Below are 26,837 nucleotides of genomic sequence, written 5' to 3' on the forward strand. Positions count from 1 at the left end.
TGCCATGGATAGTCAGGAATTAACGCCACAGGAATGCCTATGTCTGCCGAACGCCGCTTGTTTTTCGCTTTATCACTGCCCGCAAAGCTGCAAAAGCAGGTGATAAAGTGGCGCGCAGAGTGTTTCCCGCAGGATACTGGCCGCCCTGTCGCGGCGGCAAACCTGCACATTACACTGGCATTTTTAGGCGAAATCAGCGAGCTAAAGGCCGAGGCGCTGATCCGCGTCGCCGGGCGTATCCAGGCGCAAAAGTTCAGCATGCACCTCGACGATATCGGGCACTGGCCGGGCTCCGGCGTGGTGTGGATAGGCGCAAAGCGTGCACCTAACGCGCTCTTGCAGCTGGCGTCGGTGCTGCGCTCCCACGCCGCGCGCAACGGATGTCATCAAAGCGCGCTGCCGTTTCATCCGCACGTTTCACTGTACCGCAACGCCACGCGCCCGGTCGCCATTCCCCCTGCGACGCCACAATGGCTGCTGGAGGCCGACGCATTCAGCCTTTATGAATCCACGTATGAACGAGGGCGTACGCGCTATCGCTGCCTGCGCACCTGGCCATTGGCTGATGCCTCTGCCCTTTAATTCACTTTCACCGGAAACTGTCATGCACTTCGAGCCTGCGCTTCAACCTGCCACGCTGATAAAACGTTACAAACGTTTTCTCGCTGACGTCATCACGCCCGATGGCCGCGAACTCACACTGCACTGCGCCAATACCGGTGCGATGACCGGCTGCGCCACGCCGGGGGACACCGTCTGGTATTCCACCTCCGATAATCTGAAACGCAAATACGCCCACAGCTGGGAACTGACCGAAACGCAGCAGCATCATTGGATCTGCGTGAACACGCTACGCGCCAACCAATTGGTGCGCGAAGCCATCACGCAGGGGCGCATCCCAGAATTATCCGGTTACAGTAAACTGACTTCAGAAGTAAAATATGGCGCGGAAAACAGCCGTATAGACTTGATGTTACAGGCAGAAAATCAACCTGACTGCTATATTGAAGTAAAATCTGTCACGTTGCTGCACGAAGGGCAGGGATTTTTCCCAGATGCAGTCACACTGCGCGGTCAGAAGCATCTGCGCGAGTTACAGTCGATGGCAGAACAGGGGCAGCGAGCGGTTCTTTTCTTCGCTGTTTTACATTCAGGCATTGAAAGCGTGTCCGCTGCACACCATATTGATCCGCGTTACTCAGAATTACTGAAACACGTTGAGAGTAATGGTGTAGAAGTGATGTGCTACGGTGCTGCACTTTCTGCTGAGGGTATCCGCCTCACAGAACGATTACCGCTGGTCACGAAATAATAAACGGATAAACCCTGTTATCAGCCGTCGGCAGCATAAAAAACAGGTCGCGAATACGCTTTTCCTCACAGCCTTGTCAAGCACCTGTCAGGAATAATTGCTAACCTCGTTGCCTTCTGTTATTTATAGCGGCCTGAATTTTTCCCCCTTTGGGGATCGAAATGTTCGAAGCCCTTTTCTTTGCAGCACATCTGCAATCCAACAGGTGGATGAACATAGTGCGTGTTATGTAGGAGAAGCATCATGCAAGAAGGCCAAACCCGTAAGACGTCGTCCTTGAGCATTCTCGCTATCGCTGGGGTGCAGCCGTATCAAGAGAAGCCGGGCGAAGAGTACATGAACGACGCTCAGCTGGCTCACTTCAAAAAGATACTTGAAGCATGGCGCAATCAGCTCAGGGATGAAGTAGACCGTACCGTATCGCACATGCAAGATGAAGCTGCAAACTTCCCTGATCCGGTCGACCGTGCCGCTCAGGAAGAAGAATTCAGCCTTGAACTGCGCAACCGCGATCGCGAACGCAAGCTCATCAAAAAGATTGAAAAAACACTGAAAAAAGTGGAAGACGAGGATTTCGGTTACTGCGATTCCTGTGGCGTTGAGATTGGCATCCGCCGTCTTGAAGCACGTCCGACTGCTGATTTGTGTATTGACTGTAAAACTCTGGCAGAAATCCGCGAAAAGCAGATGGCTGGTTAAGTCCCGGGTTCCACGCGGTGCGCCATGCACCGCGTTCCCTTTATAACGCCGTTCCCCATTCTTATGCCGCAGACACCCTACATTGGCCGCTTCGCCCCTTCACCTTCCGGTGACCTCCACTTTGGTTCGCTGATTGCCGCACTCGGCAGTTTTCTGCATGCCCGTTCGCAGCATGGCCAATGGCTGGTGCGTATCGACGATATCGATCCGCCGCGCGAAATTCCGGGATCTGCTGACCGGATATTGGCGACGCTGGAACGCTACGGGCTGGAGTGGGATGGCGACGTGCTCTGGCAATCTCAGCGCCACGACGCTTACCGCGCCGCACTGGACTGTCTGTATCAGCAGCACAAAAGTTATTACTGTACCTGCACCCGTCAGCGGATCGCGCAAACCGGCGGCGTCTATGACGGCCACTGCCGCACGCTCGGTCTCGGCGCTGAAAATGCCGCCATTCGTCTGCACCAGACCTTACCGGTATACGGTTTCGACGATGATTTTCAGGGGCATTTGCAGGCCAATACCGCACTCGCCGAAGAAGATTTCATTATCCGCCGCCGCGACGGGCTGTTTGCCTATAATCTGGCGGTGGTGGTCGATGACCATTTTCAGGGCGTGAATCACATCGTCCGCGGTGCGGATTTGATCGAGCCGACGGTGCGCCAGATCTCGTTGTATCAGCATTTGGGCTATCCGCAGCCAGGCTATCTGCATTTGCCGCTGGCGGTAAATGAAAACGGCGATAAGCTTTCTAAACAGAATCACGCCCCCGCGTTGCCGGAAGGCGATCCGCGTCCGGTAATCATTAACGCACTGAATTTTTTAGGGCAAACGCCGCCAGAAAACTGGCAGGATTACACTTTGCCTTTATTATTACGCTGGGCGGTAACGCATTGGACGCCAGCAGATATCCCGCGTGAGAACGCTTAAAAGCACATCGGCATTCTCAAAGAGCTTGTCGTGAGCTATGATTAGCCGCTGTTTTTGCGTCACGCCATTTTTCAGTCACTATCGAGGTGTACCATTTTTACCCGAGTAGCCAATTTTTGCCGTAAGGTGCTAGTTCGTGAAGATAAAGTCATTCGTGAAGAAAAGGCTGTTCATGACGACGCCGCCCTTCATGGAGAAGTGAATCGCGAAGAGACCCCACGTCGTGATCCTTCACCCGTGGCTGAAGGCAATGTGAAGGCAAAAAATCCTGAACGTCGTGACAACGATCAACGCCGTGAAAACCGCGGCCGTCGGGAAGACAATGCGAACCGGGGTGAGCGCCGTAACAATAACAATCGCCGCTCCACGCCTTATCAGCCTCGCGGCGAACGCAACGATCAACGCGGTGAGCGCAGTGAACAACGCGCTCCTGTCGAACACGTACAGAAACCCCGCCCGTCATTTGACTATGCCGGTGAAACCCGTGCGATCACCATTGTTCCGCGTGACGAGCACAACATTTCCCGTCGTGATATCAGCGAAAATGCGCTGAAAGTTTTATATCGCCTGAACAAATCTGGCTTCGAAGCCTTCCTGGTCGGCGGCGGTGTCCGCGATTTACTGCTGGACAAAAAGCCGAAAGATTTCGATATCACCACCAACGCTACGCCGGATCAGGTACGTAAACTGTTCCGCAATTGCCGTCTGGTCGGTCGCCGCTTCCGTCTGGCGCACGTCATGTTTGGCCCGGAAATCATCGAAGTCGCCACCTTCCGCGGACATCACGAGCAGTACGAAGAAACCGACGATAAAAACGTGTCTCAGCAGGCCCAGAACGGCATGCTGCTGCGCGATAACATTTTCGGCAGCATTGAAGACGACGCCCAGCGCCGTGACTTCACCATCAACAGCCTCTATTACGGGGTAGCCGACTTTACCGTACGCGATTACACCGGCGGTCTGCGTGATCTGCAAAACGGCATTATCCGCCTGATTTGTGACCCGGAAACCCGCTACCGCGAAGATCCGGTGCGTATGCTGCGCGCCGTGCGTTTCGCAGCCAAGCTGGACATGAAAATCAGCCCGGAAACCGCCGAGCCGATCCCTCGTCTGGCGACGCTGTTGCAGGAAATCCCGCCAGCGCGTCTGTTCGAAGAATCCCTGAAACTGTTGCAGGCCGGTTACGGTTACGCGACGTATCAGAAGCTGTGCGAATACCAACTGTTCCAGCCGTTGTTCCCGCTGATTGCCCGCCAGTTTACTGAGGCCGGTGACAGCCCGATGGAACACATCCTGTTGCAGGTTCTGAAAAACACCGATCACCGTTTGCAAAACGATCAGCGCGTCAATCCGGCGTTCCTGTTCGCGGCAATGCTGTGGTATCCGGTGATTGAGCATGCGCAGAAGCTGGCGCAGGAAGGTGGTCTGACATATTACGACGCTTTCTCTCTGGCGATGAACGACGTGCTCGACGAACAGTGCCGTACGCTGGCCATTCCTAAACGTATCACCACGCTGGTGCGTGATATCTGGGCCTTGCAGCTGCGTCTGTCACGCCGTCAGGGTAAACGCGCGCACAAGCTGATGGAACATCCTAAGTTCCGCGCGGCGTTTGATTTACTGGCACTGCGTGCCGAAGTCGAACAGCATCGCGAACTGCAAAGCCTGACCGAATGGTGGAGCGAGTTCCAGGAAGCGACGCCTGCTTCCCAAAAGACCATGCTCGGCACCTTAGGTGAAGATGCGGTGCCTGCGCGCCGTGCCCGCACCCGTCGCCCGCGCAAACGGGCTCCGCGTAAGGAAAGCGGTCAATGATCCGCGTTTACCTCGCTCTGGGCAGCAATCTTGCCCGTCCGCTTGAGCAGGTAAATCTCGCACTGGAGGCGCTGGCCCATGTGCCGCGCACCCGTTTTGTGGCCGCGTCCCCGTTTTACCGCAGTAAACCGCTGGGGCCACAGGATCAGCCGGACTATCTGAACGCCGTCGTGGCGTTAGATACCCTGCTTCCCCCTGAACAGTTGCTCGACGCCACCCAGGCGATTGAGCAGAATCAGGGGCGCGTGCGTAAAGCTGAGCGCTGGGGGCCAAGGACGTTAGATCTTGATATGCTGATTTATGGCGATCAGGTGATCAACACCGAACGTCTGACAGTCCCGCATTACGACATGAAAAACCGGGAATTTATGCTTTATCCGCTGGCCGATCTGGCACCCGATCTGGTGTTCCCGGATGGCGAAACGTTGCAAAGCCTGCTCGCCCGCGTTCCCCTGAATGGCCTGACGAAATGGTAAGTCGCTCAGCGACTTACCCGCACATCCAACCCGCCCTCTGCCCTGTTCCTGTAAACGACGTTAAGCTGATGTAACTGCGCGATCCTCTGTACGATCGAAATCCCCAGCCCGCTGCCCGTTTGCTCCTGCCCCGGTGGCCGGTAAAAGCGCTCGCCCAGCCTCGCCAGATGTTCATCCGTGATACCCGGCCCCTGATCGGACACGGTTAATCCCTGCTCGTCCAGTGTCACCGTAATGTGCGTTCCGCTCGCGGAATAGCGGATGGCGTTATCAAGTAAATTGCGCACCATCAGCGATAACAACAGCGACTGCCCGCGCAGTTCCGGCGGCGTCCCCTGATGTTCAAAGCACAGTTCGATACCTTTGCTGTGCGCGCGATAATCCTGTTCTGCCAGACTTTGCGCCACCAGCGTCGGCCAGTCGATGATTTCAAGCGCTTCCGGTTCGGCAAAGCTTTCCAGCCGTGACAGCGTCAGCAGTTGATCAACCAGACGCGTGGCGCGATCGATACTGGTGGTCAGATTTTCCAGCGCATGTTCGCGCATTTGGGCGTCGTCACCGGAAAGCTGTACCACTTCAGTCTGCACCCGCAGCGCTGCCAGCGGGCTGCGCAACTCGTGCGCCGCGTCGGACGTAAAACGGCGCTCGCGGATCAACATTTCGCCGGTTCGCGTGAACAAAGAATTCAGCGCATCCGCCAGCGGCAGCACCTCGCCGGGCAGTTTGTGAGTATCAATCGGCGTGGCGTCTTCCGGCGAACGTTGCCGCAGACTTTCGGCCACGCGGCGCAGCGGGCGCAGTTCCAGCGTCACCATCACAATCAGCGCCAGCAACAGCACCGGCAAAGAGGCCAGCCACGGCGTCAGCTGGCCGCTGACCAGTCCCCACGCCATGTCATTGCGGTAATCGTATTCCTGCCCTACGGCCACGCGATATTGATCGTCCGGCGACGTCAGCCAGACCATGCGCCAGAGATCGTCATCGCCTTTCAGTTCCACATCTTTAAAGCCCTGGGTATCGTGATCGAAGCGGATATGCCTGCCCTTCTCGCCGTCGTTGAGCAACATATCGCCCTGCCGGTTGAAAATGGCGAACGTGAGGGCATCGTCGTCGGTATGGCCACGCGAACCTTTATGCACCCACTTTTTGGTATCCGGCAATTCGGTACTTTTCTGCTCGTTCAGACGCTCGCCCAGACCGGTGGCGGCGAGCCGTTTGGCGAACAGCATCTGCTGGGTGTCGAACACTTCGTTGATGTGTTTTCGGGTCTGATGCCACGCCACGCCGCTGGCAATCAACCAGGTCAGCAGCGCCAGCAGGGAAAAAATCAGGATCAGCCGCACGCGCAGACTGAGGTTTTTCAGCTCTTTCACGCCGGTTCTCCTGACTGCGCGTCGCCCAGCGTATAACCGACGCCGTGCACGGTGCGGATAAACCCTTTGCCGAGTTTGCTGCGCAGATGATGGATATGCACTTCGACCGCGTTACTGCTAACGTCTTCATCCCAGCTGTAGAGTTTTTCCTGAATCAGCGTGCGGGCCAGTACGCGGCCCTTGTTGTTGAGGAACAGCTCGAGCACCGCGACTTCGCGTGGCGTCAGCGTGACAGATTCGCCGTTAAGCATCACGCTGCGGGCGGCAGGATCGAATTCGATCCCGCCGTGGGTGACTTTTGGCGTGATCACGCCGTGACGGCGGCGATTAAGCGCCTGCAAACGCGCCGCCACTTCAACCAGCGCAAACGGCTTGCAGAGATAGTCGTCGGCACCGGCCTGCAACCCGCCGACGCGCTGCTCCAGCGCATCGCGCGCGGTGAGGATCAGCACCGGCGTATCGCGCCCGGCCTGTCGCCATTCGCGCAGCAGCTGCATACCGTCCATACCTGGCAGGCTTAAATCGAGGATTACCGCGTCATACGGCGCGCTGTCGAGCGCCGCTTTGCCGGTCAGCCCGTCGGTAAACCAGTCAATCGTAAAGCCCAGTTTCGTCAGCCCGGCCTTAATGCCGTCGCCAATCATTTTGTCGTCTTCAACTAACAGAATTCGCATGGTTCCCTCCGTTTTTATCCATTATAGGCGAAGCATCTTAGCGACTTCTTAAGACGGCGATCGCAGATCTTTGCTGTCTGCCTGTAGGCGCTTACAGTAGAATACTGCCATCATATTCATCCGATGAATTATTCAAAGGAAAGTGTTCATGAAACCAACCACGCTGAGCCAGCTTCGCCAATGGAAGCAGGAAAAACATAAATTTGCGACCATTACCGCTTATGACGCCAGTTTTGCGCAGCTGTTTGCCGAACAAGGTATTAACGTCATGCTGATTGGTGATTCTCTGGGCATGGTCGTTCAGGGTCAGGATTCCACGCTGCCAGTGACGGTGGAAGAGATCGCCTACCACACCCGCTGCGTGCGCCGGGGTGCGCCTCACGCGCTGTTGCTGGCTGACCTGCCGTTCATGAGTTACGCCACGCCAGAGCAGGCCTTCGAGAGCGCTGCTGTTCTGATGCGCGCCGGCGGCAACATGGTCAAACTGGAAGGCGGCAACTGGTTGTGCGATACGGTGAGAATGCTGACCGAACGCGCCGTGCCGGTGTGCGGCCATCTGGGGCTGACGCCGCAGTCGGTGAACATTTTCGGCGGATACAAAGTTCAGGGACGCGATGAAGTGGCGGCCAATCAGCTGATCAAAGATGCGCTTATGCTGGAAGAAGCCGGTGCACAGTTACTGGTGCTGGAATGTGTGCCGGTCGAACTGGCGCGCCGAGTCACCGAAGAGCTGACTATCCCGGTGATCGGCATTGGTGCCGGTAATGTCACTGACGGCCAGATTCTGGTGATGCACGACGCCTTTGGTATCACCGGCGGCCATACACCAAAATTCGCCAAAGATTTCCTCAGCGAAGCCGGTGACATTCGCGGTGCAGTGCGTCTTTACGTCGATCAGGTCGCGCAAGGCGTGTATCCGGGCGAAGAACACTCTTTCAAATAATCGGGGACAATATCCGTGTTGATAATCGACAGCGTGGCGCTGCTGCGTCGCGAAATTCGTTATTTCCGCCAGAGCAATAAACGTATCGCGCTGGTGCCGACCATGGGCAACCTGCACGAAGGGCACATGACGCTGGTAGATGAAGCCAAAGCGCGCGGCGACGTCGTGGTGGTCAGTATTTTCGTCAACCCGATGCAGTTTGAACGCCCGGACGATCTTGAGCGTTATCCGCGCACCTTGCAGGAAGACTGCGAGAAGCTGAATAAGCGCGGCGTCGATCTGGTCTTCGCACCGTCGCCAGCAGAAGTGTATCCGAAGGGCCTGAGCACGCAGACGCAGGTCGATGTGCCGGTGATTTCCACCATTTTGGAAGGCGCGAGCCGTCCGGGGCATTTTCGCGGCGTCTCGACCATCGTCAGCAAGCTTTTTAATCTGGTACAGCCGCAGGTGGCCTGTTTTGGCCAGAAAGACTTCCAGCAACTGGCGCTGCTGCGCACCATGGTGGAAGACATGGGTTACGATATCGAGATTGTCGGCGTGCCGACTGTGCGCGCAAAAGACGGTTTGGCGCTGAGCTCACGCAACGGTTACCTGACCAGCGACGAGCGCAAAACGGCGCCGCAGCTTTATAAAATCATGAACGCGCTGGCAGATCGTCTCAGCCAGGGCGAACGCCACATCGATGAGATGTTGCAGGAAACCGCGCAACAGTTGCGCGAGGCGGGCTTTATCCCGGATGAGCTGTTTGTCCGTGACGCCAAAACCTTGCAGAACTTGTCGGTAGACAGCACGTCGGCGGTGATCCTGATGGCTGCGTGGCTCGGCAAAGCGCGTCTGATTGATAATCAACAGGTTGATCTGACGCAGTAGACAGCGCGGGTCAAATGGGCAAAGATGTTGGCCGGCCGGGATTCAGATTTTTATTATCCGGCCCGGCAGGTTCTCAGACTTTTTACGTCAGTAAGGTAGAAGCAATGATTCGCACTATGCTGCAAGGCAAACTGCACCGGGTTCACGTGACTCAGGCAGATTTGCACTATGAAGGTTCCTGCGCCATCGATCAGGATTTTCTCGACGCGTCAGGCATTCTGGAATACGAAGCGATTGATATTTATAACGTTGATAACGGTCAGCGTTTCTCAACTTACGCCATCGCCGCTGAACGCGGTTCGCGTATTATTTCGGTCAATGGTGCGGCAGCACGCTGTGCCTGCGTCGGCGATTTGCTCATCATCTGCTCTTATGTGCAGATGTCCGATGCAGACGCCCGTCAGCACCAGCCGAAAGTGGCCTATTTTGAGGGCGAAAACCAGCTGAAACGCACCGCGAAAGCCGTGCCGGTTCAGGTGGCGTAATTAAATTCCTGCCCCTGCAAAGGGGCAGGAGCAAAAATCAACTTCTTAAACCGCGCCCGCGTTCAATCAAATACCACGCCAGCAGATAAAACACTGCGATAAACGCCACCAGCACGCTCATGGTAAACACCAGCGGCACATCGGAAATCCCCAGAAAACCGTAGCGGAAGCCACTGATCATATACACGATCGGGTTCAGCTTGGAGACGGCCTGCCAGATCGGCGGCAGCAGCGACAGTGAATAGAACACGCCGCCCAGATAGGTCAGCGGAGTCAGCACAAAAGTCGGGATCAGGCTGATGTCATCGAACGTGGTCGCAAAAACCGCATTCAGCAAGCCGCCCAGCGAGAACAGGATCGCGGTCAGCAGCAGCGTCAGCGCGATAACCCACCAGGAATGGATCACCAGCGGCACAAAGAACAGCGAAATCGCGGTGACCAAAATCCCCACGCAGATCCCGCGCGCCACGCCACCGCCGACATAACCGGCGATCACGACGTGCGTTGGCACGGGGGCGACCAGCAGCTCTTCAATGTTGCGCTGGAACTTGGCGCTGAAAAATGACGACGCCACATTAGCGTAGGAGTTGGTGATCACCGCCATCATGATCAGACCCGGTACGATAAATTGCATGTAAGTGAAGCCATGCATACTGCCGATCTGCGAGCCGATCAGATTACCAAAGATGATAAAATACAGCGTCATGGTGATCACCGGCGGAACCAGCGTCTGGATCCAGATACGCCCAAACCGGTTAATCTCTTTCAGCCAGATACTTTTCAGAGCCACCCAATACAGTTGCGACATTATTTCTTTTCCTCGCTGCCGTTCACCAGCGTGACAAACAGCTCTTCCAGACGGTTCGCTTTGTTACGCATACTCAATACCTGCACGCCCTGCTTGCTCAGCTGGCTGAACAGGGAGTTCAGCCCCTGCTCACGCATCACTTCCACTTCCAGCGTCGAGGTGTCTGTCAGCTGGCTGCGGTAACCTTCAAGCACCGGCAGTGGACTTTTCACCCCTAAATCCAGAATGAAGGTTTCGGATTTCAGCTTCGACAGCAGCTCTTTCATGCTGGTGTTTTCCACCAGCTGGCCGCCCTGAATGATGCCGATGTTACGGCACAGCATTTCGGCTTCTTCCAGATAGTGCGTGGTCAGAATGATGGTCGTGCCCTGCGCGTTCAGCTCTTTGAGGAAGCCCCACATGGAGCGGCGCAGTTCGATATCCACACCGGCCGTCGGTTCGTCGAGGATCAGCAGTTTTGGCTCATGCATCAGCGCACGGGCGATCATCAGACGACGCTTCATCCCGCCGGAGAGCATACGTGAACGCTCGTTGCGTTTGCCCCACAGGTCGAGCTGCGTCAGGTATTTCTCTGCGCGTTGCAGCGCCAGCGGACGCGGTACGCCGTAATATCCCGCCTGATTAACCACGACCTGCATCACCGTTTCAAACGGGTTGAAGTTAAATTCCTGCGGCACCAGACCGAGCTGACGTTTGGCGTTGACGATGTCTTTATCAATGTCATACCCAAACACCTGCACCTTGCCCGCCGTTTTGTTGACCAGCGAGCTGATGATGCCAATGGTCGTGGATTTCCCCGCGCCGTTTGGCCCGAGCAGTGCATAGAAATCACCGGCTTCGACGCGCAGATCGATACCACGCAAAGCCTGCACACCACCGGCGTAAGTTTTGGTTAACTTTTCCAGTTCCAATGCATAATTCATAAAGGGACATACCTTGTTGTCAAAATCTTGTAGTAGGAGTGAGTCAAAATGAGATGTCGAATCAGTTTTAAAATGCGGTGCATTGCCCTATATTACTCCATCGCTGTTGGCACGTTACAGGCTATTAACCTCAATGAATGATATAGAAAAGCTCATCAGTAATAACGCCAACTGGTCCAAGACCATGATCGACGAAGATCCTGGTTTCTTCGAACGACTTTCCCAATCTCAAAAACCGCGCTTCCTGTGGATCGGCTGCTCTGACAGTCGCGTTCCTGCGGAACAGCTGACGGGTCTTGAGCCCGGCGAACTCTTCGTTCACCGTAACGTCGCCAATCTGGTGATTCACACCGACCTGAACTGCCTGTCTGTGGTGCAATATGCTATCGACGTGCTGGAAGTGGAACACGTGATTATTTGCGGTCACTACGGTTGTGGCGGTGTTCAGGCAGCGGTTGAGAACCCGGAGCTGGGGCTGATTAATAACTGGCTGTTGCATATCCGTGACATCTGGTACAAACACAGTTCACTGCTGGGCGAGCTTTCCCCGAACCAGCGTCTCGATAAACTGTGTGAATTGAATGTGGTTGAGCAGGTTTATAACCTCGGTCACTCCACTGTCATGCAATCAGCCTGGAAACGTGGCCAGAAAGTCACGCTGCACGGCTGGGTTTACGGCATTCAGGACGGACGCCTGCGCAACCTCGAAGTTGACGCCACCAGCCGCGAAACCCTTGAACAGCGTTACCGTCTGGGTGTCTCCGCCTTGCTCAACGGTAATCCGAAGTAACAAGCCGCACCACTCTACAGAAATTCAAAAAAGAAAAGGCACAAAAATGTGCCTTTTTTATCATTTATTTTTCCTGCACTTACACCAAGATCACTATAAATCAATGAGTTATATGCGGTGTAAGCAGCTACAAACCCTATAAAGATGCTTAGGTGTGGACACTATATGGACACTCCAGCCCCGCTTTTCCCGTCAGTGGATTGAAGGAAATGGCGTCCTGCAGGAAGTCCGGAGCGAAGTGAGCATAGACCATTGTCTGGTTAATATTCGCGTGTCCGAGAATTCTTTGCAGGGTGATTATGTTCCCGCCGTTCATCATGAAATGTGTGGCAAACGTATGTCGCAGCACGTGCAGTGATTGCCCTTTCGGTAAGTCTGGCTTCACCGATTTCAATAGCAGCCGGAAGGTCAAATAATCAGCATCAGGAAAAAGTAATCCAGACTTCTGATTTTTGACTTCCTTACATACCTCATCAGAGATCGGAACTGTTCTGGGTTTGCCACTTTTGGTGTTGAGAAAAGTCACTCGATTGTTAATGACGTTCTCAGCCTTCAAACTGCTTACTTCTCCCCAGCGACCTCCCGTGCTCAAACTCAGGATCGCAATCCTCTTATTGTCCCCTTCCAAAACTGACAGCAACTTTTCAATTTCATCAGCAGACATAAAAGTCATGGATGATAGCTGCCCTTTTAGCAACGTTACGCCATGCAACGGATTTTCAGCGTGGAACAAACCGGCTTCGTTCAGGTAAGTAAACAGGCCACTCAGCAACATCAAATTGCGGTTTACCGTCGTTGCCTTAACGCCCTTCGCCAATCTTAAAGACTTAAATTTTGTAATAGCCAGGCTATCAATTTGGAAAGAACACGGGTCATCCATCAGGTTACAGATGAATTCCAGTTTGGCTTTGTCGAGCTTGCCGTGCTTCACGTTCTGCCCGTGATAGAGCCACCACAATTCTATCAACTCGGATAACCGCGACGCTTCCCCCTATGCCAGTAAGCAGGCTATTCGTGAGGTACGTGCGCGCCGTCTGTCGAATCTCGACTATCTGAAAAGCTGTGACCTGGAAAACGTCGAAACCGGCGAGCGTTTCAGTCTGATCGACAAAGTGATGGCGAGTATTTCAAATCCTGAAATCCGCCGCATGGAGTTAATGAGCACGATCGCCGGCACCGAAAAATATGCCGCTGCAAATGGCGATGTCGGCATGTTTTTGACGATTACCACCCCTTCTAAATATCATCCGACCCGCATGGTGGGTAAGGGCGATAAAAAGCGCGTTCAGCGAAATCATGCCTGGGACAAAGAAGCCTATACCCCGAAAGATGCGCAGCGTTATCTGTGCGGGATCTGGAGCAAAATGCGCACCGCGTTCAAGGATAACGGTCTGTCTGTTTACGGGATGCGCGTTGTTGAACCTCACCACGACGCGACGCCGCACTGGCGCATGATGCTATTCACTAAACCTGCCATGCGGCAGCAGGTGATCGATATCATGCGCAAATACGCCATGAAAGAAGACGGTGACGAGCGCGGTGCGGCAAAGAACCGCTTTGACTGTAAGCATCTGAACCGTGGCGGCGCGGCTGGCTATATCGCCAAATACATTGCAAAGAACATCGACGGTTACGCCCTGGAAGGCGAGCGGGACCACGAAACCGGCGAGCTGCTGACAGATTCTGCTGCCGCTGTTACTGCCTGGGCTGCTACCTGGCGTATCCCGCAGTTTCATCCTATCGGCCTGCCTACCATGGGTTCATATCGTGAGTGCCGCCGTATCCGTTCCATCAGTCTGACTGAAACCTTTGACGAAGAAGTGGAAGCCGTTCGCGCAGCAGCTGATGCCGGTGACTTTATGGCGTACATGTCAGCCCAGGGCGGCGCTAATGTACCACGCGACGATCAGACTGTGCGTGTCGCCCGCCGCGTTGCTGATGAGTTGAACGCATACGATGAGGAAGTGAAGAAGGTTGTCGGTATTTTCGCGCCTCACCTCGGCGACTCCCGTGTTTATGAAACCCGTACAACACAATGGCGGATCGTTTCTTCTGCCGTTGACGTTGAGGTTTTGACCTTAAAAAGCGCCTCCGGCGCGCCTCGGAGTCCTGTCAATAACTGTGGGTTAGGTGGAAAGAGACAGGCCACAAATTGGCGTGGTAGCCAGGATGAGGGCACCGCTACAACGTCTAATTCTGACAATCTGCGAGTTATTGACTGGACAGACACAGCCGCCGTGAGGGCGATTGTGGCGCGCATACGTGAAGAAACGCCGAGAGTCAGCAAGGCGCAGCGAAGTTTTGACCCGACTTCAAATTGATATTGTTAAGGTTTAATTATTTTATGTTGAATTGCGTAATGCTTACCAATATTCGTTAGCCAAATATCTCTTTCATTATCTTGAGTAATTAGTTTCAGAGATTTCGCCTCTTCAAGATAGACATCTAACATGATCCTGGACATACGTGCCTCTCCTACTACCTCGGAATAAAATACATAATCGTTAGTTTGCCTTTCGAATTTTGAAATGATTATCTTCATCACCTTCAGTACACCATCACCTGTACGATTCGGTGGGGTTTGAGAAACAGGCACAAATGGATTATTCGCAACTGGTGGCTTTTCATAGAGAGGTGCGTTGTGCAAAGACCGAACAAGTTCATCAAACGAAAATTCGAATTGACCTGGTAGCGAAAAATCTAAAAATAGTTTGGATCGGAGAAAGTGTGGAACGTCAGAGCTCCCACTTTGACGAATCAATGGGATAACTTTATTGGAGTCTATTGTCTTTAGTAGGTCGGCTGTGACAATCATCTTTTCGTATCCGACACCTCCCGCACCTGAGTTAGCCTTTTCAACGTACTTATCAGTACAGATCATTAGTACCCTATCAGCGGAAATTAAACCTTGTTCCATAAAGCGGGGGAGGTCATCACCTGGCTTCAGATCCCATTGATCCAGAATAGCATCAACACCATTGTTTCTTAGGCGGGTTGCAAGGTCGAGAACCCATTTTTTGTGCTCTTGGGTGTCATGTGAGTAAGAAATAAAGGCTTTTGGAGTCGACATGGGGGTCCTTGGATAAAGATTTGATACGAGTTATCAGCTAATGTAATCGATACAACTATAAAATCGTTTAATATAGCTGTATTTAACTGTGTTAATCTGTCGGTATCAGCAAAGTTTTATAGATTGGTTGCTGATCAACTTGTTCTTAATTGTTGCCGGATATATAGACGACATAGCAAAGTCGTCCCTATAGCAAACAAGGCTGAGACAAACATCGCTGTATTTTGGTATAGGTCTAAAATTCCCTCTGCATCATAGATACCAAAGAACCATGCAAAGTAGTGCATTGCGTCCTCAGTGATGAAGTTATCAATTACCTGAGTATATAAAGTAAAAAAGACAATAAATATCAGTACGTAACCCACAGCAGCAAAGAACCGTTTGACCCATTTCATTACACTGTTACTTTCATAATACCGTGAGCCCTCAGTGAGGTTCCCGGCACGCCGATCATCGATGTGTTTAACAATGCAGCTCTTAGATAATCAAAATCTGCAAGTGCCGTCATTGTGATACAGCCTTCACTTAAAGCTTGTGGCCCGATGGGATGAAGGCGGAAATTCCCACGTTTTACACCCTCAATGAATGTGTCATCATTGATTTTTCCATCATCACGATAAAGTGAAAACCATTCTTCCCGACCTGCCCCGTAATAGTATTTCAAGGCAGCCATACGTAAGCTCCCTAAGCGTCCCCAAGACTCCCGACTGACAATAAAATAGCGCCCCGTTGGTAAGGCTCCAGTCATTGAAACATTGGTTAATGTAGGATTGTTTCGTCCAACCATTCGACCTGAGAACGCAGGGAAATTGCCGACTCCTGCACAGCTTAAAATGGAAGTTTCCATGCCATTCAGCACAAAGCTACAATTAAGAGCCATTTAAGCTGTCACTCTTTCATTCCAGGCGTCGGCAAAAATTACGTTGCCGTCACAATATTTCCATGTGATTTTTTCATAGCGAAGCTCAACACTTTCGTTGTGGTTATGTTTCTCGAAGGCTGGGTTTTTGATGTGGTGCATTGTTGGGCAGATTGATACAATTTTAACGCCTTCGAGATACATGTTGAAGTACTCAACTTCCTGTCCTGCATCGTTGATTTTGTACCATTTAAACTCGGCAGATTGGAGGGTTTGGCCGGTGGCGGTTGCTTTGTAGAGATAAGGGCTAGAGCTGTCGAATTCTTTTTCAAAACCTAATGCCGCATGTATACGTGTGCCGGTGATCTTGCCTGTAGCCCCGTCAGTTGGAAGATGCAGAGAGTGCCCGAAACCTTGAATCTCAATTGAACCTTCACGTCCATTCACATCGACAGAACCTTTAATATCTGCTCCGCCGTCATCCTTCAACCATAAATACGCTGGTATAGCCATTGTTAAAAAATCCTTATGTTTTGTAGGGAAAACATACACCCAAAAAACCACTTGAACAATATGGACTTTTACCGCAAGGCAGGGATTGTCCATTTTGCAGGCAAAGCATTCAGGTGACAGATAATTGCCATGCTTAACATCCAGAAATATATGGAAATCATATCGGAAAAAACTTAGTATACTGTATAAATACACAGTTAAATAAGGTGGGAATGGAAGGATTACAAACGGCTGCATTGTTGGAGAGGATCGCGTTAATTGCCAAATTGGCCACATCTACAGATTGCGATCATGACGAACGTGAGATGAAAGAAAGACAGGATAATTCAGTTTAGACTGGCACTTTTTTCAGGGAGGAGATCATTCCCACATGATTTCCGCGTGAATAATCAATAGGGCATTTGGCTGGCGATTACCGTTTACTCGCCTAATATATTATCTAATGAGCATTGCTCATAGGGCGGTTCTACACCCTTTTTGTTCGTTATATTTAATGCTTAATTTTTCTGGGGAAGGATAAATATTTGAAAACAAAAATGAAGTTTTTTCTCTTAAGTGGGATCGCTGGCAGCTGTGGGTTATTTAACACTGTGAATGCTCTGGCAGCCTGTACTCCCGCAACAGGGAATAACGTGAGCATAATCTGTGATGGAATAATTAATACGCCGCAATCATTCACTGATGCTAGTGGTATCACAGCGACGATTACTCCTCGTACGCAAATTGCTATTACTGCGCAGGATACGCCTGCTTTTTATTTCGATACCCCATTCAGCCGCCTTCAAAATCAGGGCAATATTACAACAGACGCTATCACCAGTGATGGTGTGGCTTTAGAGAGCCTCAGTGACTTCACTTTAATCAACGACGCCTCTATAGGCACTTCGGGCAGCAATTCCAACGCCGTCCATTTGTCTGGTGTTTTTGATAGCACCATTACCAACAATGGACGGTTAAGTACAACGGGGAACGTCAGTTCAGGGATCCTGTTGGACGCAAACATCGGCAATAACACCTTAAATAACAATGGAGTTATTACCACTACCGGTGCTCAGTCCCATGGTATCTGGGTAACCGGAGAGAGTCGGAACATCGCAATCAACAATAGCGGAAGTATCACAGCAAGCGGTCCGAGCAGTTCCGGTATCTTCGTTGATACGGCCACAACGACGGCTGAAGATGTCGCGGTGGTAAACAGCTCGTCAGGTGTTATCTATTCTGAGACTGACGATGGTATTAACTTTAGCCGTGATTCAACCGGTACCATTGATAACGCAGGGATAATCGAAGCGGCAGATAGCGGTATTTCTTTGCAGGATAACGCGCAAGTTTCACGCATTATCAATGACGGGATTATTGCTGCCGGGCGCGGAGGGATTACCCTTGACGATACCAGCGGAACCAATTTACTCCTTAACCGCGGTGTTATTGGTTCAATCGAAGGGGATGCGATCCGTGTCAGTGAGACCAGCACCGTTACTAACGGTATTAATAACGAAGGCATTATTATTGGCAGAGTAGATGCTCCAACAACGAATATGAGCAACAGTGGTCTGTTTGATTTGCTCAATAATAATTCCCCTTCACGCGTCGCCAATTATAGCCAGTCTTCAGATGCCTTCTTAGCGCTGCAGGCTGAGAATGCCACTAATTATGGGCAATTACAGGTTGGCGGAACGGCATCGCTGGCGGGGAATACCATTGTGGTGACCAATGGCAGCCTGGACTTTAGCAATGGCGATCTGTTGAGTGATGTGGTCACCTCCTCGAATATTGTCGGCACCCCGACATCGGTGATTGATGACTCTCTGCGCTTCCAGTTTGTGCAGGAGGTGACACCTACAAGTTACTCATTACGCATCGTGGATACAGGACTTACCAGCGTACAAACGGCGGTCACCACGCAAACCGCCTCACCGACGGCTTCCCGTATCGGTGGCGCAATCGACCAGATTATAGCCAAAAATAGTTCCGCTGGCGCAGGTGCAAGTCCGGGTACTCTTCCCGGCGCAAACCCGGACACCGGCGGCAACGGTAACAATGTTGCTACCGGAAGTAGCGATTCAAGCTATTGCTCTGGTGCGTTAGGGGCGACGGTCTGCGCCATCACCTCCTCATCCAATGCACAACAGGTTTACCGTAACGTGGTGCAGTTAGGGCCATTGATGAACGGTATGCTGCCTTATGCCGAGTTAAATAATGCGCGTGCCTTTGGCAATATTGTGGACTCTCGTCAGGATTCGGTGCGTGAGTTGGGTCGCTACGATGAGTTCAACCCCGAGAAGTACTTATGGATCAGACCGGTAGGTCGCTGGGATAACCAGGAACAACGTGACGGGCTGGATGGCTATAAATCTGATACCCGTGGTATCGCCATTGGTGCCGATGTACCGGTATTTGAACAGGCTCGCGTGGGTGTGGCAGTGGGCACCAGTCGTACCGATGTGCAGGATACTTCCGACGATTTCCGCCATGATGCGCAGATTGAAAGCTGGAATACCCTGCTTTACGGCAGCTTTGATTTCACTCCCGCCACATCCCTGACCTGGAAAGCGGGCTACGGCCACGACAAAGTTGAGGGTAATCGCTACCTGAACATCCTCAACCCGTCGTCCTCTGACCTGGCTTTTGGCGGCGTGGCACGTTCCAGCTATGACAGCCGTAACCTGCAGGCGGGCCTCGGCTTACAGAGCATCTTCAATCTGACGGACAATTTGACTCTGACGCCGATGGTGGGTGGCGACTACTACAGTATCAAGGACAAAGGCTACACCGAGAAAAATGCCAGCGATCTGGGTCTGGATGTGGAGGGACAGACGCTTGAAGCGATGATTGTTTCCACCAAAGCCAAGCTGGGTTTACAGGTGTCTGAGTTTGTGAATGTGCATGCGACTGCTGGTGTGGGGTATGACACCATCAATGACCGTAGCGCCAACCGAATCGCATTTACCGGCAGCCCTGATACCCCGCTCACCTACCAGAGCATGGAACAAAGCCCGTGGATTGGGATGGCGGGCGTAGGCGTGAGCGCTAAGTTCACTGACCAACTGGACGGCACGGTTCAGTACGATGCAGAGCAACGCTCCAGCTTCTTCAGCCAAAGCATTGCCGTTAAGGTGCGTTACGCTTTCTGATAACAAGATGCACTAAACAAAAAGCCCCGAGAACGGGGCTTTTTTTGTCGATGTGATCAATGCGTGGACATTGCATGAATAAATAATTTTAATTCATGGAGTTAACATCGTTTTCCAAGGCAAAACAAAAGTGCCTTTTATAGTGCCTGTTTGTTACTGGCGAGATTACTCCTCCAGCATCACCACTTTGCCGACATACGGCAGATGGCGATAGCGCTGGGCGTAATCGATGCCGTAACCGACGACGAATTCGTCAGGGATGGCGAAACCGACGTATTCCACTTTCACTTCTACTTCGCGACGCTCGGGCTTATCCAACAGCGTACAGATCGCCAGTGATTTAGGGCCGCGCAGTTGCAGGAGTTCACGCACTTTGCTCAGCGTGTTGCCGGAGTCGATGATGTCTTCGACGATCAGCACGTCTTTACCGCGAATGTCTTCGTCGAGGTCTTTCAGGATTTTAACGTCGCGGGTGGTGGACATGCCGTTGCCGTAGCTGGAGGCAGTCATAAAGTCGACTTCGTGCGGCACATCAACGGCGCGGCACAGGTCTGCCATAAACATGAAGGAACCGCGCAGCAGCCCAACCAGCACCATTTCGCTGCCGCTGTCGCGGTAGTGCTCGGTGATTTCACGGCCTAACTCGGCAATTCGGGTTTTGACTTCCTGCTCGGAAATCATGACGTCTACGCGATGTTTCATATAAAGACTAACCACCTGATTTAAGAATATTTATCGCCGTTTTTAGGTAAAACGGCGACCTTGAAGCGGAAAGGATTATAACAAATAACGCGGCGAGGGGTAATGCAGCGTGCCGGGGCAATGCGGATTTTACGCAGACACCGTAAACCCGAGCATCATGCCGGTGTCTTCGTGCTCGAGTAAATGACAGTGCGCCATGTACGCGTGCTGCTGATCGGCCAGATGATTAAAACGTACCAGGACTTCGCTGCGGGCACCTTCGACGCGCACAATATCTTTCCAGCCCTGACGGTGCGGCGCGACCGGCTGACCATTTTCAGAAAGAATACGGAACTGCGTACCGTGGATATGGAACGGGTGCAGCATCATGTCGCCTTCGCCCGAAATCGTCCATTTCTCGTACTGCCCTTGTTTGACATCGAACGCTGGCGCATTCATATCGTAGGCTTTGCCGTTGATTTTATTGCCCTGCATGAAATCGTATTTGCCGGAGGATTTACTCATGTCCATACCGGCCATACTGCCGTGAGCGTCGTGATCCGACCCGGCCATCCCCGGCATCGCGGCCATCTCGCCGCCGCCGTGATCCATACTCATTCCGGCCATTGCGCTGTGACCATATTTCGCCATCAGCGCGGCCATGCCTTGCTGATCGAGCTGCGGATCCATCATCAGTTGCAGCCAGCGGGTCGGCAGGTTATCGGCAGACACCAGCTCAGGTAATTTAATCAGCGAATCCGGCAATGTACCGCCGCTTTGCGTCAGCGTCGGCTGGATGCGCAGTACCGGCAGCGGCTTGTCAAACGGCGCCAGCGTCATGCCCATCTGCTTCACCGGCAGCGTCAACAGATCAAACGCTTTGCCATCGTTGCATTCGATCATCACTTCAAACCGTTCGCCCATCAGCATCGGCAGCTCAGTCACCTTCACAGGCTCGGCCAGAAAACCGCCATCGCTGGCGATAACGTACATCGGACGGCGATCGCTGGTGGCGAGATGCAGCGCGCGCGCGTTGCAGCCGTTGAGCAGGCGCAGGCGCAGCCAGCCGCGTGAGATGCCGTGCTGCGGATAAACCGCTCCGTTGGTCAGCATATGTTGCCCGAACCAGCCGACGGCGGCGGTCATCACATCCATCTGGTAATCGATTTGCCCGGCATCGTTGAGGCGTTTATCCTGCAAAATCACCGGAATATCATCCACGCCCCAGCGTTTAGGAAGCTGGAGCATATCGCTGGCTTCATCCTCGATAAGCACCATACCGGCCAGCCCCATCGCAACCTGATAACCGCTGGTCTGATGCGGATGCGGGTGGAACCAGCAAGTCGATGCAGGTTGATCCAGCTGAAAACTCAGACTGCGGCTCTGGCCAGGGGCGATCAATCCTTGCGGACCGCCGTCGATGTCACCGGGGATCTCCAGCCCGTGCCAGTGAACGGTGCTCGGAACGCTCAGACGGTTGTTGACCGTCACGTTGACAGCTTTACCACGGCGGATGCGCAGCGCCGGACCGAGAATATTGCCATTCACGCCCCATGTCTCAGTCGTGACGCCCGGTAAGAACTGACTCTGGCCGCGCTGTAACGTCAGCGTGATGGCGCTGCGGGCATCGGGTTCCAGTAACGCGGGGATCGGCAGTGCCGGGCGGCTGTCAGCCAGCGCGAAGCGGCTCCAGCCGGGAAGCGTGCTGGCGGCGCCCACCAGGGTCGTCCACTTTACGAAATCGCGACGGTTCATGTTCAGTCCTTATGATCGGAAAATTGCCATAATCGTGCCTCAGCCTAAACCCTGCCCCAGGGGGAAGGTCAAGTGACTGGCACGGCAGAAAAAATTTGGTGCCCCTTTGTGCTAATATGTTAACGTCATTTTAATTTCGTTTGAGCCGAGTCTTTCTCATTTTCTTTCTATCTAAAAGAACAAGAACACGCCCATGAAAAGAACAACACTGTGTTTGCTGTTGCTGTCACTGCTTGGCTTCTCCTCCGCCAGCCAGGCGCTGAGTGAGTCTGAAGCGGAAGATCTGGCGGATCTGACCGCTGTTTTCGTCTTTCTCAAAAATAACTGCGGCTACGAACAGTTGCCGAATACCCAGATAAAACGGGCGATCGTCTTCTTCGCTCAGCAAAACCGCTGGGATCTGAGCAATTACAACAGCTTCAATATGCAGGCGATGGGTGAAGACAGCTATCGCGATCTGAGCGGTATCGCTGTGCCGAAGCCGACCAAATGTAAATCGCTGGCGCGGGATTCACTGAGCCTGCTGGCCTACACCAACTGATTTCTGCCTTGCGCTCCGTCATTCTGATGCCGGAGCCTGTTCATTTCTCCGCTTTCCTCCCGGCTTTCCCTGACTGAACTACACTGGACTCACATTGCCCTGCTTGAAATCCCACCGTGCAAGCACCGGCAGAGTTAGCTATCATGTGCGCCCATTTTTATGGCTGCGAAGGCTCAGGAGAAGTATCAGATGTCCAGGAACCCGTCATCCAAAGAATTATGGTTCGAGACGCTGCACGCCAATTTTGGCCAGTACTTTAGCGTCGAAAAAGAAATATACCGCGAGAAAACCGATCATCAGGATCTGGTCATTTTCGAGAACGCCGCGCTCGGCCGCGTGATGGCGCTCGACGGCGTGGTGCAAACGACCGAACGTGATGAATTTATCTATCACGAAATGCTGACCCACGTGCCTCTGCTCTCGCATGGCAATGCCAAAAAAGTGTTGATCATCGGCGGCGGCGACGGCGGAATGCTGCGCGAAGTGTGCCGCCACAAAGGTGTGGAAGCGATCACTATGGTCGAAATCGATGCGGGCGTGGTGGCATTTTGCCGCCAGTATCTGCCGAACCATAGCGCGGGTGCCTATGACGATCCCCGTTTCAATCTGGTTATCGACGACGGCGTGAACTTCGTCAATCAGACCACTGATACTTTCGATGTGATCATCTCCGACTGTACCGATCCGATCGGTCCCGGAGAAAGCCTGTTCACTTCGGCGTTCTACGAAGGCTGTGCCCGCTGTCTGAAGCCGGGAGGCATATTTGTGGCGCAGAACGGCGTCTGCTTCCTCCAGCAGGATGAAGCGGTCAACAGCCACACCAAACTGAGCCACTATTTCAGTGATGTCAGTTTCTATCAGGCCGCGATCCCGACCTATTACGGCGGCATCATGACCTTTGCCTGGGCGACCAACAGCCCGGAATATCGCCAGATTGACAGCCAGACCTTGCAGGCGCGTTTCGACGACGCAGGCATCACTTGCCGTTATTACAATCCGGCTATTCATCACGGCAGCTTTGCCCTGCCACAGTATTTACTGAATGCCCTGTCAGCTGCGCGCTGATACTGCATCCATGAGGGGGTGAACTAAATTGCAAAAACTGAAACTGCATGGCTTCAACAACCTGACCAAAAGCCTGAGTTTTTGTATCTACGATATCTGCTACGCCAAAACCGCAGACGATCGTGATGGCTACATTGCCTACATTGACAAAGAATATAACGCCAACCGGTTAACCGAGATCCTCACCGAAACCTGTTCGATCATCGGTGCAAATGTCCTTAACGTTGCGCGTCAGGATTACGAACCACAGGGCGCCAGCGTCACGATTTTAGTGAGCGAAGAGCCGGTCGATCCACGCGACGTGGACACCACCGAACATCCCGGCCCGCTGCCGAACTCCGTGGTCGCGCACCTGGATAAAAGCCACATCTGCGTGCACACCTATCCGGAAAGCCATCCCGAAGGCGGCCTGTGCACCTTCCGCGCCGATATTGAAGTCTCAACCTGCGGCGTGATTTCTCCGCTGAAAGCGTTGAACTATCTCATCCATCAGCTTGAATCTGACATCGTCACCATTGATTACCGCGTCCGCGGTTTCACCCGCGACGTCAACGGCGTGAAGCATTACATCGACCACTCCATTAACTCGATCCAAAATTTCATGTCTCAGGACATGAAAGCGTTGTACGACATGATGGACGTCAACGTGTATCAGGAAAATATCTTCCATACCAAGATGTTGCTGAAAGAATTCGATCTTAAGCATTATCTGTTCAATGCCAAACCGGAAGAGCTGAGCGCGCAGGAACGTAAAGAGATCACGGACTTGCTGTACAAAGAAATGCAGGAAATCTATTACGGTCGCAATCTGCCTGCGGTGTGATACCCGCAAACCCGTGGCAGAAATAACAAACCAAGGCCTGACATTCGCAAAAATGTCAGGCCTTTTCTTTATTTGAATAACAGAGAAATAATGATCAGGCTTTAAAACTCGATTAGCATTACTTAAGTAAAATAACCACGCAGGTTTAAATACCGGCTACACTCCTTAAGACAAATTAATATAAAATCATTCATCAAACTCTATTTTAAGTCAAATTATCAGATGAATGATCTCTGCGTTAAGCCAAATTATTAATACAACACGCATCCTTTAAATCAAATTATATTCCTATATGTTCATTAATTTGAGTTAGAGAAGATCAAAAGATCGCTATTTTCTGAAAAACAGATAAATCCCTTTATCTCTGCCCCTCCAGCCTTTAGCATCGCCCCATTGCTTACTAAGCAACCAGCTCCATCCACCTGCAAGTAGAAATAAAAAATGACAATGAGTAAATTAAAGACCGTATCCAGCCTGCTGGTCGCGAGTTCTTTATTGGTTTCCGGGGTTTCCCGGGCCGGGGAAAGTTTGTTAGGCAGCAATACTGAAGGGATGCGGCACTATGTGAGTTATGGTGCTGAATATTATAAGTGGGACGAATCCGTCGATAATATGGACGGTAAATATGTTGCTGAACATGGCCCGCGCCTGCGCGTTAATTTTGGATCCAATAATTATCTCGATCTCCAGAATGGCTTATTAAAAGCCTGGGACATGAGCGTGATGTTTGGGATCGTCAATTATAAAGGCAGCACGCTTGACGATCAGGCCAATGTGGCCAACGGAACGCTGAAAGGCAAAACTTACTACACCGGTTACAGTGCCGATTTGACACGCGGCTACCGTTATCGCGCGTCAGACAGCGTCTCTTTCGATATGAAAGGTGCGCTGGGCGGGCAAGTGTGGTTGCGTAACATCCGCTCCGACGATGTCTACATCGCGTCGGAAAACCGCACGCGGGATTACACGGCGCTGGAAGTGTCGTTGCAACCGTATGCTAAAGCCTCATTGGGCGCGAACTGGCAGATGACCGCCGATTCACGACTGAGTGTGGAAGGCGGTGCGCTGTATCCGATCAAAACCTGGACGCACAGCAATCAGGGTGATGTCTGGCTGGAGCCAAAATCGAAGCTCTCGCCGTTCACCAGCCTGACGTGGAACATCAATAAAGATGTGTTCGTCAAAGCCAGCTATGTGCACCAGAAATACGGTAAATCAGATGAGAAACAGGGTGATCTGAACGGACGTAACGTGGGCTATTACCAGCCTGCGACCACCACCTCAACACTGGGTCTGGAAGTCGGTTTCTATTTCTGATGACTCTTCTGAAAGTCTCTCTCAAGATGATTGTTGCGGTTTCTTCCACCGCAACAATCGCTTATCTTTAAGGCCTCCTTTCTCAGAGGCATACCCTTTAAATGGATCGTTTTGCTACGCTCTTTGGCGTCGTCGCCATTTTACTGTGGAGCATGAGCGTCGCGCTCACCCGCAGCCTGTCTGAATCTCTCGGCCCGTTCGGCGCTGCCGCCTCTATTTATACCGTCAGTGGGATCATGGTCTGGATGGCGGGCGGAAAACCCTCATTGCGTGGCGAATCCGCGGCTTACCTGATTATCTGCGGCATGTTGTTCATCTTCTATATGGTCGCGTTTTCACTGGCGATCGGTCTGGCACATAGCCGCCAGCAAACGCTGGAACTGGGGCTTATCAACTATCTGTGGCCTAGCCTGACGCTGTTATTTGCCGTGCCGTTGCTGAAGTTACGGGTACGCTGGTGGATCTGGCCGGGCGCGGTGCTGGCGTTTGCCGGCGTAATGTGGGCGATAAGCGGCGGTCACGGGCTGAATGTGCAACAGTTGCTGCGCAACGTACAGGGCAATCCGGTGGCCTACGGTCTGGCACTGGGTGCTGCGGTGTCGTGGGCGCTGTATTCCAATCTGGTGCGGGTCTTGTGCAAAGGCAAAGGCGTGCTGCCGCTGTTCCTGCTGGCGACCGGCGTGGTGCTGTGGGTGCTTTACTTCACGTATTCATCCAACCGTATCAGTCTGACGTTACCGGCGATCCTCGAACTGCTGGCGATGGGCGCAGTGACGGCTGTCTCCTATCAGTGCTGGGATCTGGCGATGAAAAAAGGCAATGCCACGCTGGTAGCGGCGCTGTCGTATTTCACGCCACTGTCATCGATTTTGATCGCCGGATTGTGGCTGCAAACGCTGCCGGGTGCCAGTTTCTGGCCGGGCGTGCTGATGGTGGTCGGCGGTTCTCTGTTGTGCTGGACCGCCGCGCGGGGAAAATGAC

At 52.7% G+C, this 26,837-nt stretch carries 26 protein-coding genes and 1 pseudogene; 17 read left to right on the forward strand and 10 right to left on the reverse strand.

The window, feature by feature from the left end; genetic code table 11:
* The first annotated feature begins 39 nt into the window (after window positions 1–39).
* The 6 genes from thpR (at window position 40) to folK (ending at window position 5,232) form a co-directional block, all read left to right on the forward strand.
* Window positions 40–582: an RNA 2',3'-cyclic phosphodiesterase gene (gene thpR / locus I2123_RS19935; protein WP_213051352.1), complete on the forward strand. Its 543-nt coding sequence runs from the start codon at window positions 40–42 to the stop codon at window positions 580–582.
* 22 nt (window positions 583–604) lie between these two features.
* Window positions 605–1,312, forward strand: a complete 708-nt coding sequence (gene sfsA, locus I2123_RS19940) for a DNA/RNA nuclease SfsA (protein WP_112164089.1) — start codon at window positions 605–607, stop codon at window positions 1,310–1,312.
* Window positions 1,313–1,555: 243 nt separating this feature from the next.
* The gene (dksA, locus tag I2123_RS19945; protein WP_013576943.1) at window positions 1,556–2,011 is read left to right on the forward strand and encodes an RNA polymerase-binding protein DksA; all 456 of its coding nucleotides are present in this window, start codon (window positions 1,556–1,558) and stop codon (window positions 2,009–2,011) included.
* A gap of 63 nt (window positions 2,012–2,074) precedes the next feature.
* Entirely contained in the window at window positions 2,075–2,941 is an 867-nt protein-coding gene (gene gluQRS / locus I2123_RS19950) for a tRNA glutamyl-Q(34) synthetase GluQRS (RefSeq protein ID WP_213052576.1), read from the forward strand.
* A 489-nt stretch (window positions 2,942–3,430) separates the two neighbouring features.
* On the forward strand, window positions 3,431–4,756 hold the full coding sequence (pcnB, locus tag I2123_RS19955; RefSeq protein WP_213052577.1) for a polynucleotide adenylyltransferase PcnB: 1,326 nt from the start codon (window positions 3,431–3,433) through the stop codon (window positions 4,754–4,756).
* Window positions 4,753–5,232, forward strand: coding sequence for a 2-amino-4-hydroxy-6-hydroxymethyldihydropteridine diphosphokinase (folK, locus tag I2123_RS19960; RefSeq protein WP_112167430.1), 480 nt, complete (start codon window positions 4,753–4,755; stop codon window positions 5,230–5,232). Before pcnB ends, folK begins: the two co-directional genes overlap by 4 nt.
* A gap of 5 nt (window positions 5,233–5,237) precedes the next feature.
* Here the strand turns inward: folK and qseC are convergent, their stop codons facing one another.
* Window positions 5,238–6,596 (reverse strand): quorum sensing histidine kinase QseC, encoded by a 1,359-nt coding sequence (gene qseC, locus I2123_RS19965; RefSeq protein WP_213052578.1) that lies wholly within the window; start codon window positions 6,594–6,596, stop codon window positions 5,238–5,240.
* Between the two features lie 5 nt (window positions 6,597–6,601).
* On the reverse strand, window positions 6,602–7,279 hold the full coding sequence (qseB, locus tag I2123_RS19970) for a quorum sensing response regulator transcription factor QseB (RefSeq protein ID WP_213051353.1): 678 nt from the start codon (window positions 7,277–7,279) through the stop codon (window positions 6,602–6,604).
* 148 nt (window positions 7,280–7,427) lie between these two features.
* On the opposite strand from qseB, the gene panB reads away from it, so the two are divergent.
* From panB to panD, 3 genes are all read left to right on the forward strand, one after another.
* Window positions 7,428–8,222 (forward strand): 3-methyl-2-oxobutanoate hydroxymethyltransferase, encoded by a 795-nt coding sequence (gene panB / locus I2123_RS19975; RefSeq protein ID WP_112167429.1) that lies wholly within the window; start codon window positions 7,428–7,430, stop codon window positions 8,220–8,222.
* 15 nt (window positions 8,223–8,237) lie between these two features.
* A complete protein-coding gene (panC, locus tag I2123_RS19980) occupies window positions 8,238–9,092 on the forward strand; it encodes a pantoate--beta-alanine ligase (RefSeq protein WP_213051354.1) in 855 nt (284 codons plus the stop codon).
* Window positions 9,093–9,196: 104 nt separating this feature from the next.
* Entirely contained in the window at window positions 9,197–9,577 is a 381-nt protein-coding gene (gene panD, locus I2123_RS19985) for an aspartate 1-decarboxylase (RefSeq protein WP_112167433.1), read from the forward strand.
* Window positions 9,578–9,614: 37 nt separating this feature from the next.
* On the opposite strand, the gene I2123_RS19990 is transcribed toward panD, so the two are convergent.
* Together I2123_RS19990 and I2123_RS19995 are read right to left on the reverse strand one after the other, a co-directional pair.
* Window positions 9,615–10,385: an ABC transporter permease gene (locus tag I2123_RS19990; RefSeq protein ID WP_112167427.1), complete on the reverse strand. Its 771-nt coding sequence runs from the start codon at window positions 10,383–10,385 to the stop codon at window positions 9,615–9,617.
* Window positions 10,385–11,308 carry an ABC transporter ATP-binding protein gene (locus I2123_RS19995; RefSeq protein ID WP_112167426.1) on the reverse strand — a complete coding sequence of 308 codons (924 nt, stop codon included), beginning with the start codon at window positions 11,306–11,308 and terminating at the stop codon, window positions 10,385–10,387. Before I2123_RS19995 ends, I2123_RS19990 begins: the two co-directional genes overlap by 1 nt.
* 133 nt (window positions 11,309–11,441) lie before the next feature.
* Here I2123_RS19995 and can point away from each other — a divergent pair, with 133 nt between their 5' ends.
* Window positions 11,442–12,098, forward strand: coding sequence for a carbonate dehydratase (gene can, locus I2123_RS20000; protein WP_112167425.1), 657 nt, complete (start codon window positions 11,442–11,444; stop codon window positions 12,096–12,098).
* 148 nt (window positions 12,099–12,246) lie between these two features.
* Here can and I2123_RS20005 read toward each other — a convergent pair whose 3' ends face one another.
* Window positions 12,247–13,029, reverse strand: coding sequence for a phage integrase (locus tag I2123_RS20005; RefSeq protein WP_244879858.1), 783 nt, complete (start codon window positions 13,027–13,029; stop codon window positions 12,247–12,249).
* 46 nt (window positions 13,030–13,075) lie between these two features.
* Here I2123_RS20005 and I2123_RS20010 point away from each other — a divergent pair.
* A pseudogene (locus I2123_RS20010) lies at window positions 13,076–14,419 on the forward strand (replication endonuclease); the annotation flags it as partial.
* Window positions 14,420–14,424: 5 nt separating this feature from the next.
* Here the strand turns inward: I2123_RS20010 and I2123_RS20015 are convergent.
* The 3 genes from I2123_RS20015 to I2123_RS20025 form a co-directional block, all read right to left on the reverse strand.
* The gene (locus tag I2123_RS20015) at window positions 14,425–15,168 is read right to left on the reverse strand and encodes a toll/interleukin-1 receptor domain-containing protein (protein WP_213051355.1); all 744 of its coding nucleotides are present in this window, start codon (window positions 15,166–15,168) and stop codon (window positions 14,425–14,427) included.
* Between the two features lie 394 nt (window positions 15,169–15,562).
* A complete protein-coding gene (locus tag I2123_RS20020) occupies window positions 15,563–16,015 on the reverse strand; it encodes a DUF2778 domain-containing protein (protein WP_244879859.1) in 453 nt (150 codons plus the stop codon).
* A gap of 33 nt (window positions 16,016–16,048) precedes the next feature.
* Entirely contained in the window at window positions 16,049–16,540 is a 492-nt protein-coding gene (locus I2123_RS20025; RefSeq protein WP_047607110.1) for an Hcp family type VI secretion system effector, read from the reverse strand.
* Window positions 16,541–17,172: 632 nt separating this feature from the next.
* On the opposite strand from I2123_RS20025, the gene I2123_RS20030 reads away from it, so the two are divergent.
* Window positions 17,173–19,674 carry an autotransporter outer membrane beta-barrel domain-containing protein gene (locus I2123_RS20030; protein WP_213051357.1) on the forward strand — a complete coding sequence of 834 codons (2,502 nt, stop codon included), beginning with the start codon at window positions 17,173–17,175 and terminating at the stop codon, window positions 19,672–19,674.
* A gap of 165 nt (window positions 19,675–19,839) precedes the next feature.
* On the opposite strand, the gene hpt is transcribed toward I2123_RS20030, so the two are convergent.
* A complete protein-coding gene (hpt, locus tag I2123_RS20035; protein WP_112167423.1) occupies window positions 19,840–20,376 on the reverse strand; it encodes a hypoxanthine phosphoribosyltransferase in 537 nt (178 codons plus the stop codon).
* Window positions 20,377–20,505: 129 nt separating this feature from the next.
* On the reverse strand, window positions 20,506–22,110 hold the full coding sequence (cueO, locus tag I2123_RS20040) for a multicopper oxidase CueO (protein ID WP_213051358.1): 1,605 nt from the start codon (window positions 22,108–22,110) through the stop codon (window positions 20,506–20,508).
* Window positions 22,111–22,303: 193 nt separating this feature from the next.
* Here cueO and I2123_RS20045 point away from each other — a divergent pair, with 193 nt between their 5' ends.
* From I2123_RS20045 to yddG, 5 genes are all read left to right on the forward strand, one after another.
* A complete protein-coding gene (locus I2123_RS20045; RefSeq protein WP_056777109.1) occupies window positions 22,304–22,651 on the forward strand; it encodes a YacC family pilotin-like protein in 348 nt (115 codons plus the stop codon).
* A gap of 189 nt (window positions 22,652–22,840) precedes the next feature.
* A complete protein-coding gene (gene speE, locus I2123_RS20050) occupies window positions 22,841–23,716 on the forward strand; it encodes a polyamine aminopropyltransferase (protein WP_112167421.1) in 876 nt (291 codons plus the stop codon).
* A 28-nt stretch (window positions 23,717–23,744) separates the two neighbouring features.
* Window positions 23,745–24,539 (forward strand): adenosylmethionine decarboxylase, encoded by a 795-nt coding sequence (speD, locus tag I2123_RS20055; RefSeq protein WP_112167420.1) that lies wholly within the window; start codon window positions 23,745–23,747, stop codon window positions 24,537–24,539.
* Window positions 24,540–24,986: 447 nt separating this feature from the next.
* Complete coding sequence (locus I2123_RS20060) at window positions 24,987–25,856, forward strand: hypothetical protein (protein ID WP_244207758.1); 870 nt, start codon at window positions 24,987–24,989, stop codon at window positions 25,854–25,856.
* A gap of 101 nt (window positions 25,857–25,957) precedes the next feature.
* Window positions 25,958–26,836 carry an aromatic amino acid DMT transporter YddG gene (yddG, locus tag I2123_RS20065; RefSeq protein ID WP_112167418.1) on the forward strand — a complete coding sequence of 293 codons (879 nt, stop codon included), beginning with the start codon at window positions 25,958–25,960 and terminating at the stop codon, window positions 26,834–26,836.
* Window position 26,837: the final 1 nt, after the last annotated feature.

Origin of the sequence: Rahnella inusitata, assembly GCF_018288855.1 — a bacterium.
Taxonomy (GTDB): Bacteria; Pseudomonadota; Gammaproteobacteria; order Enterobacterales; family Enterobacteriaceae; genus Rahnella; species Rahnella inusitata.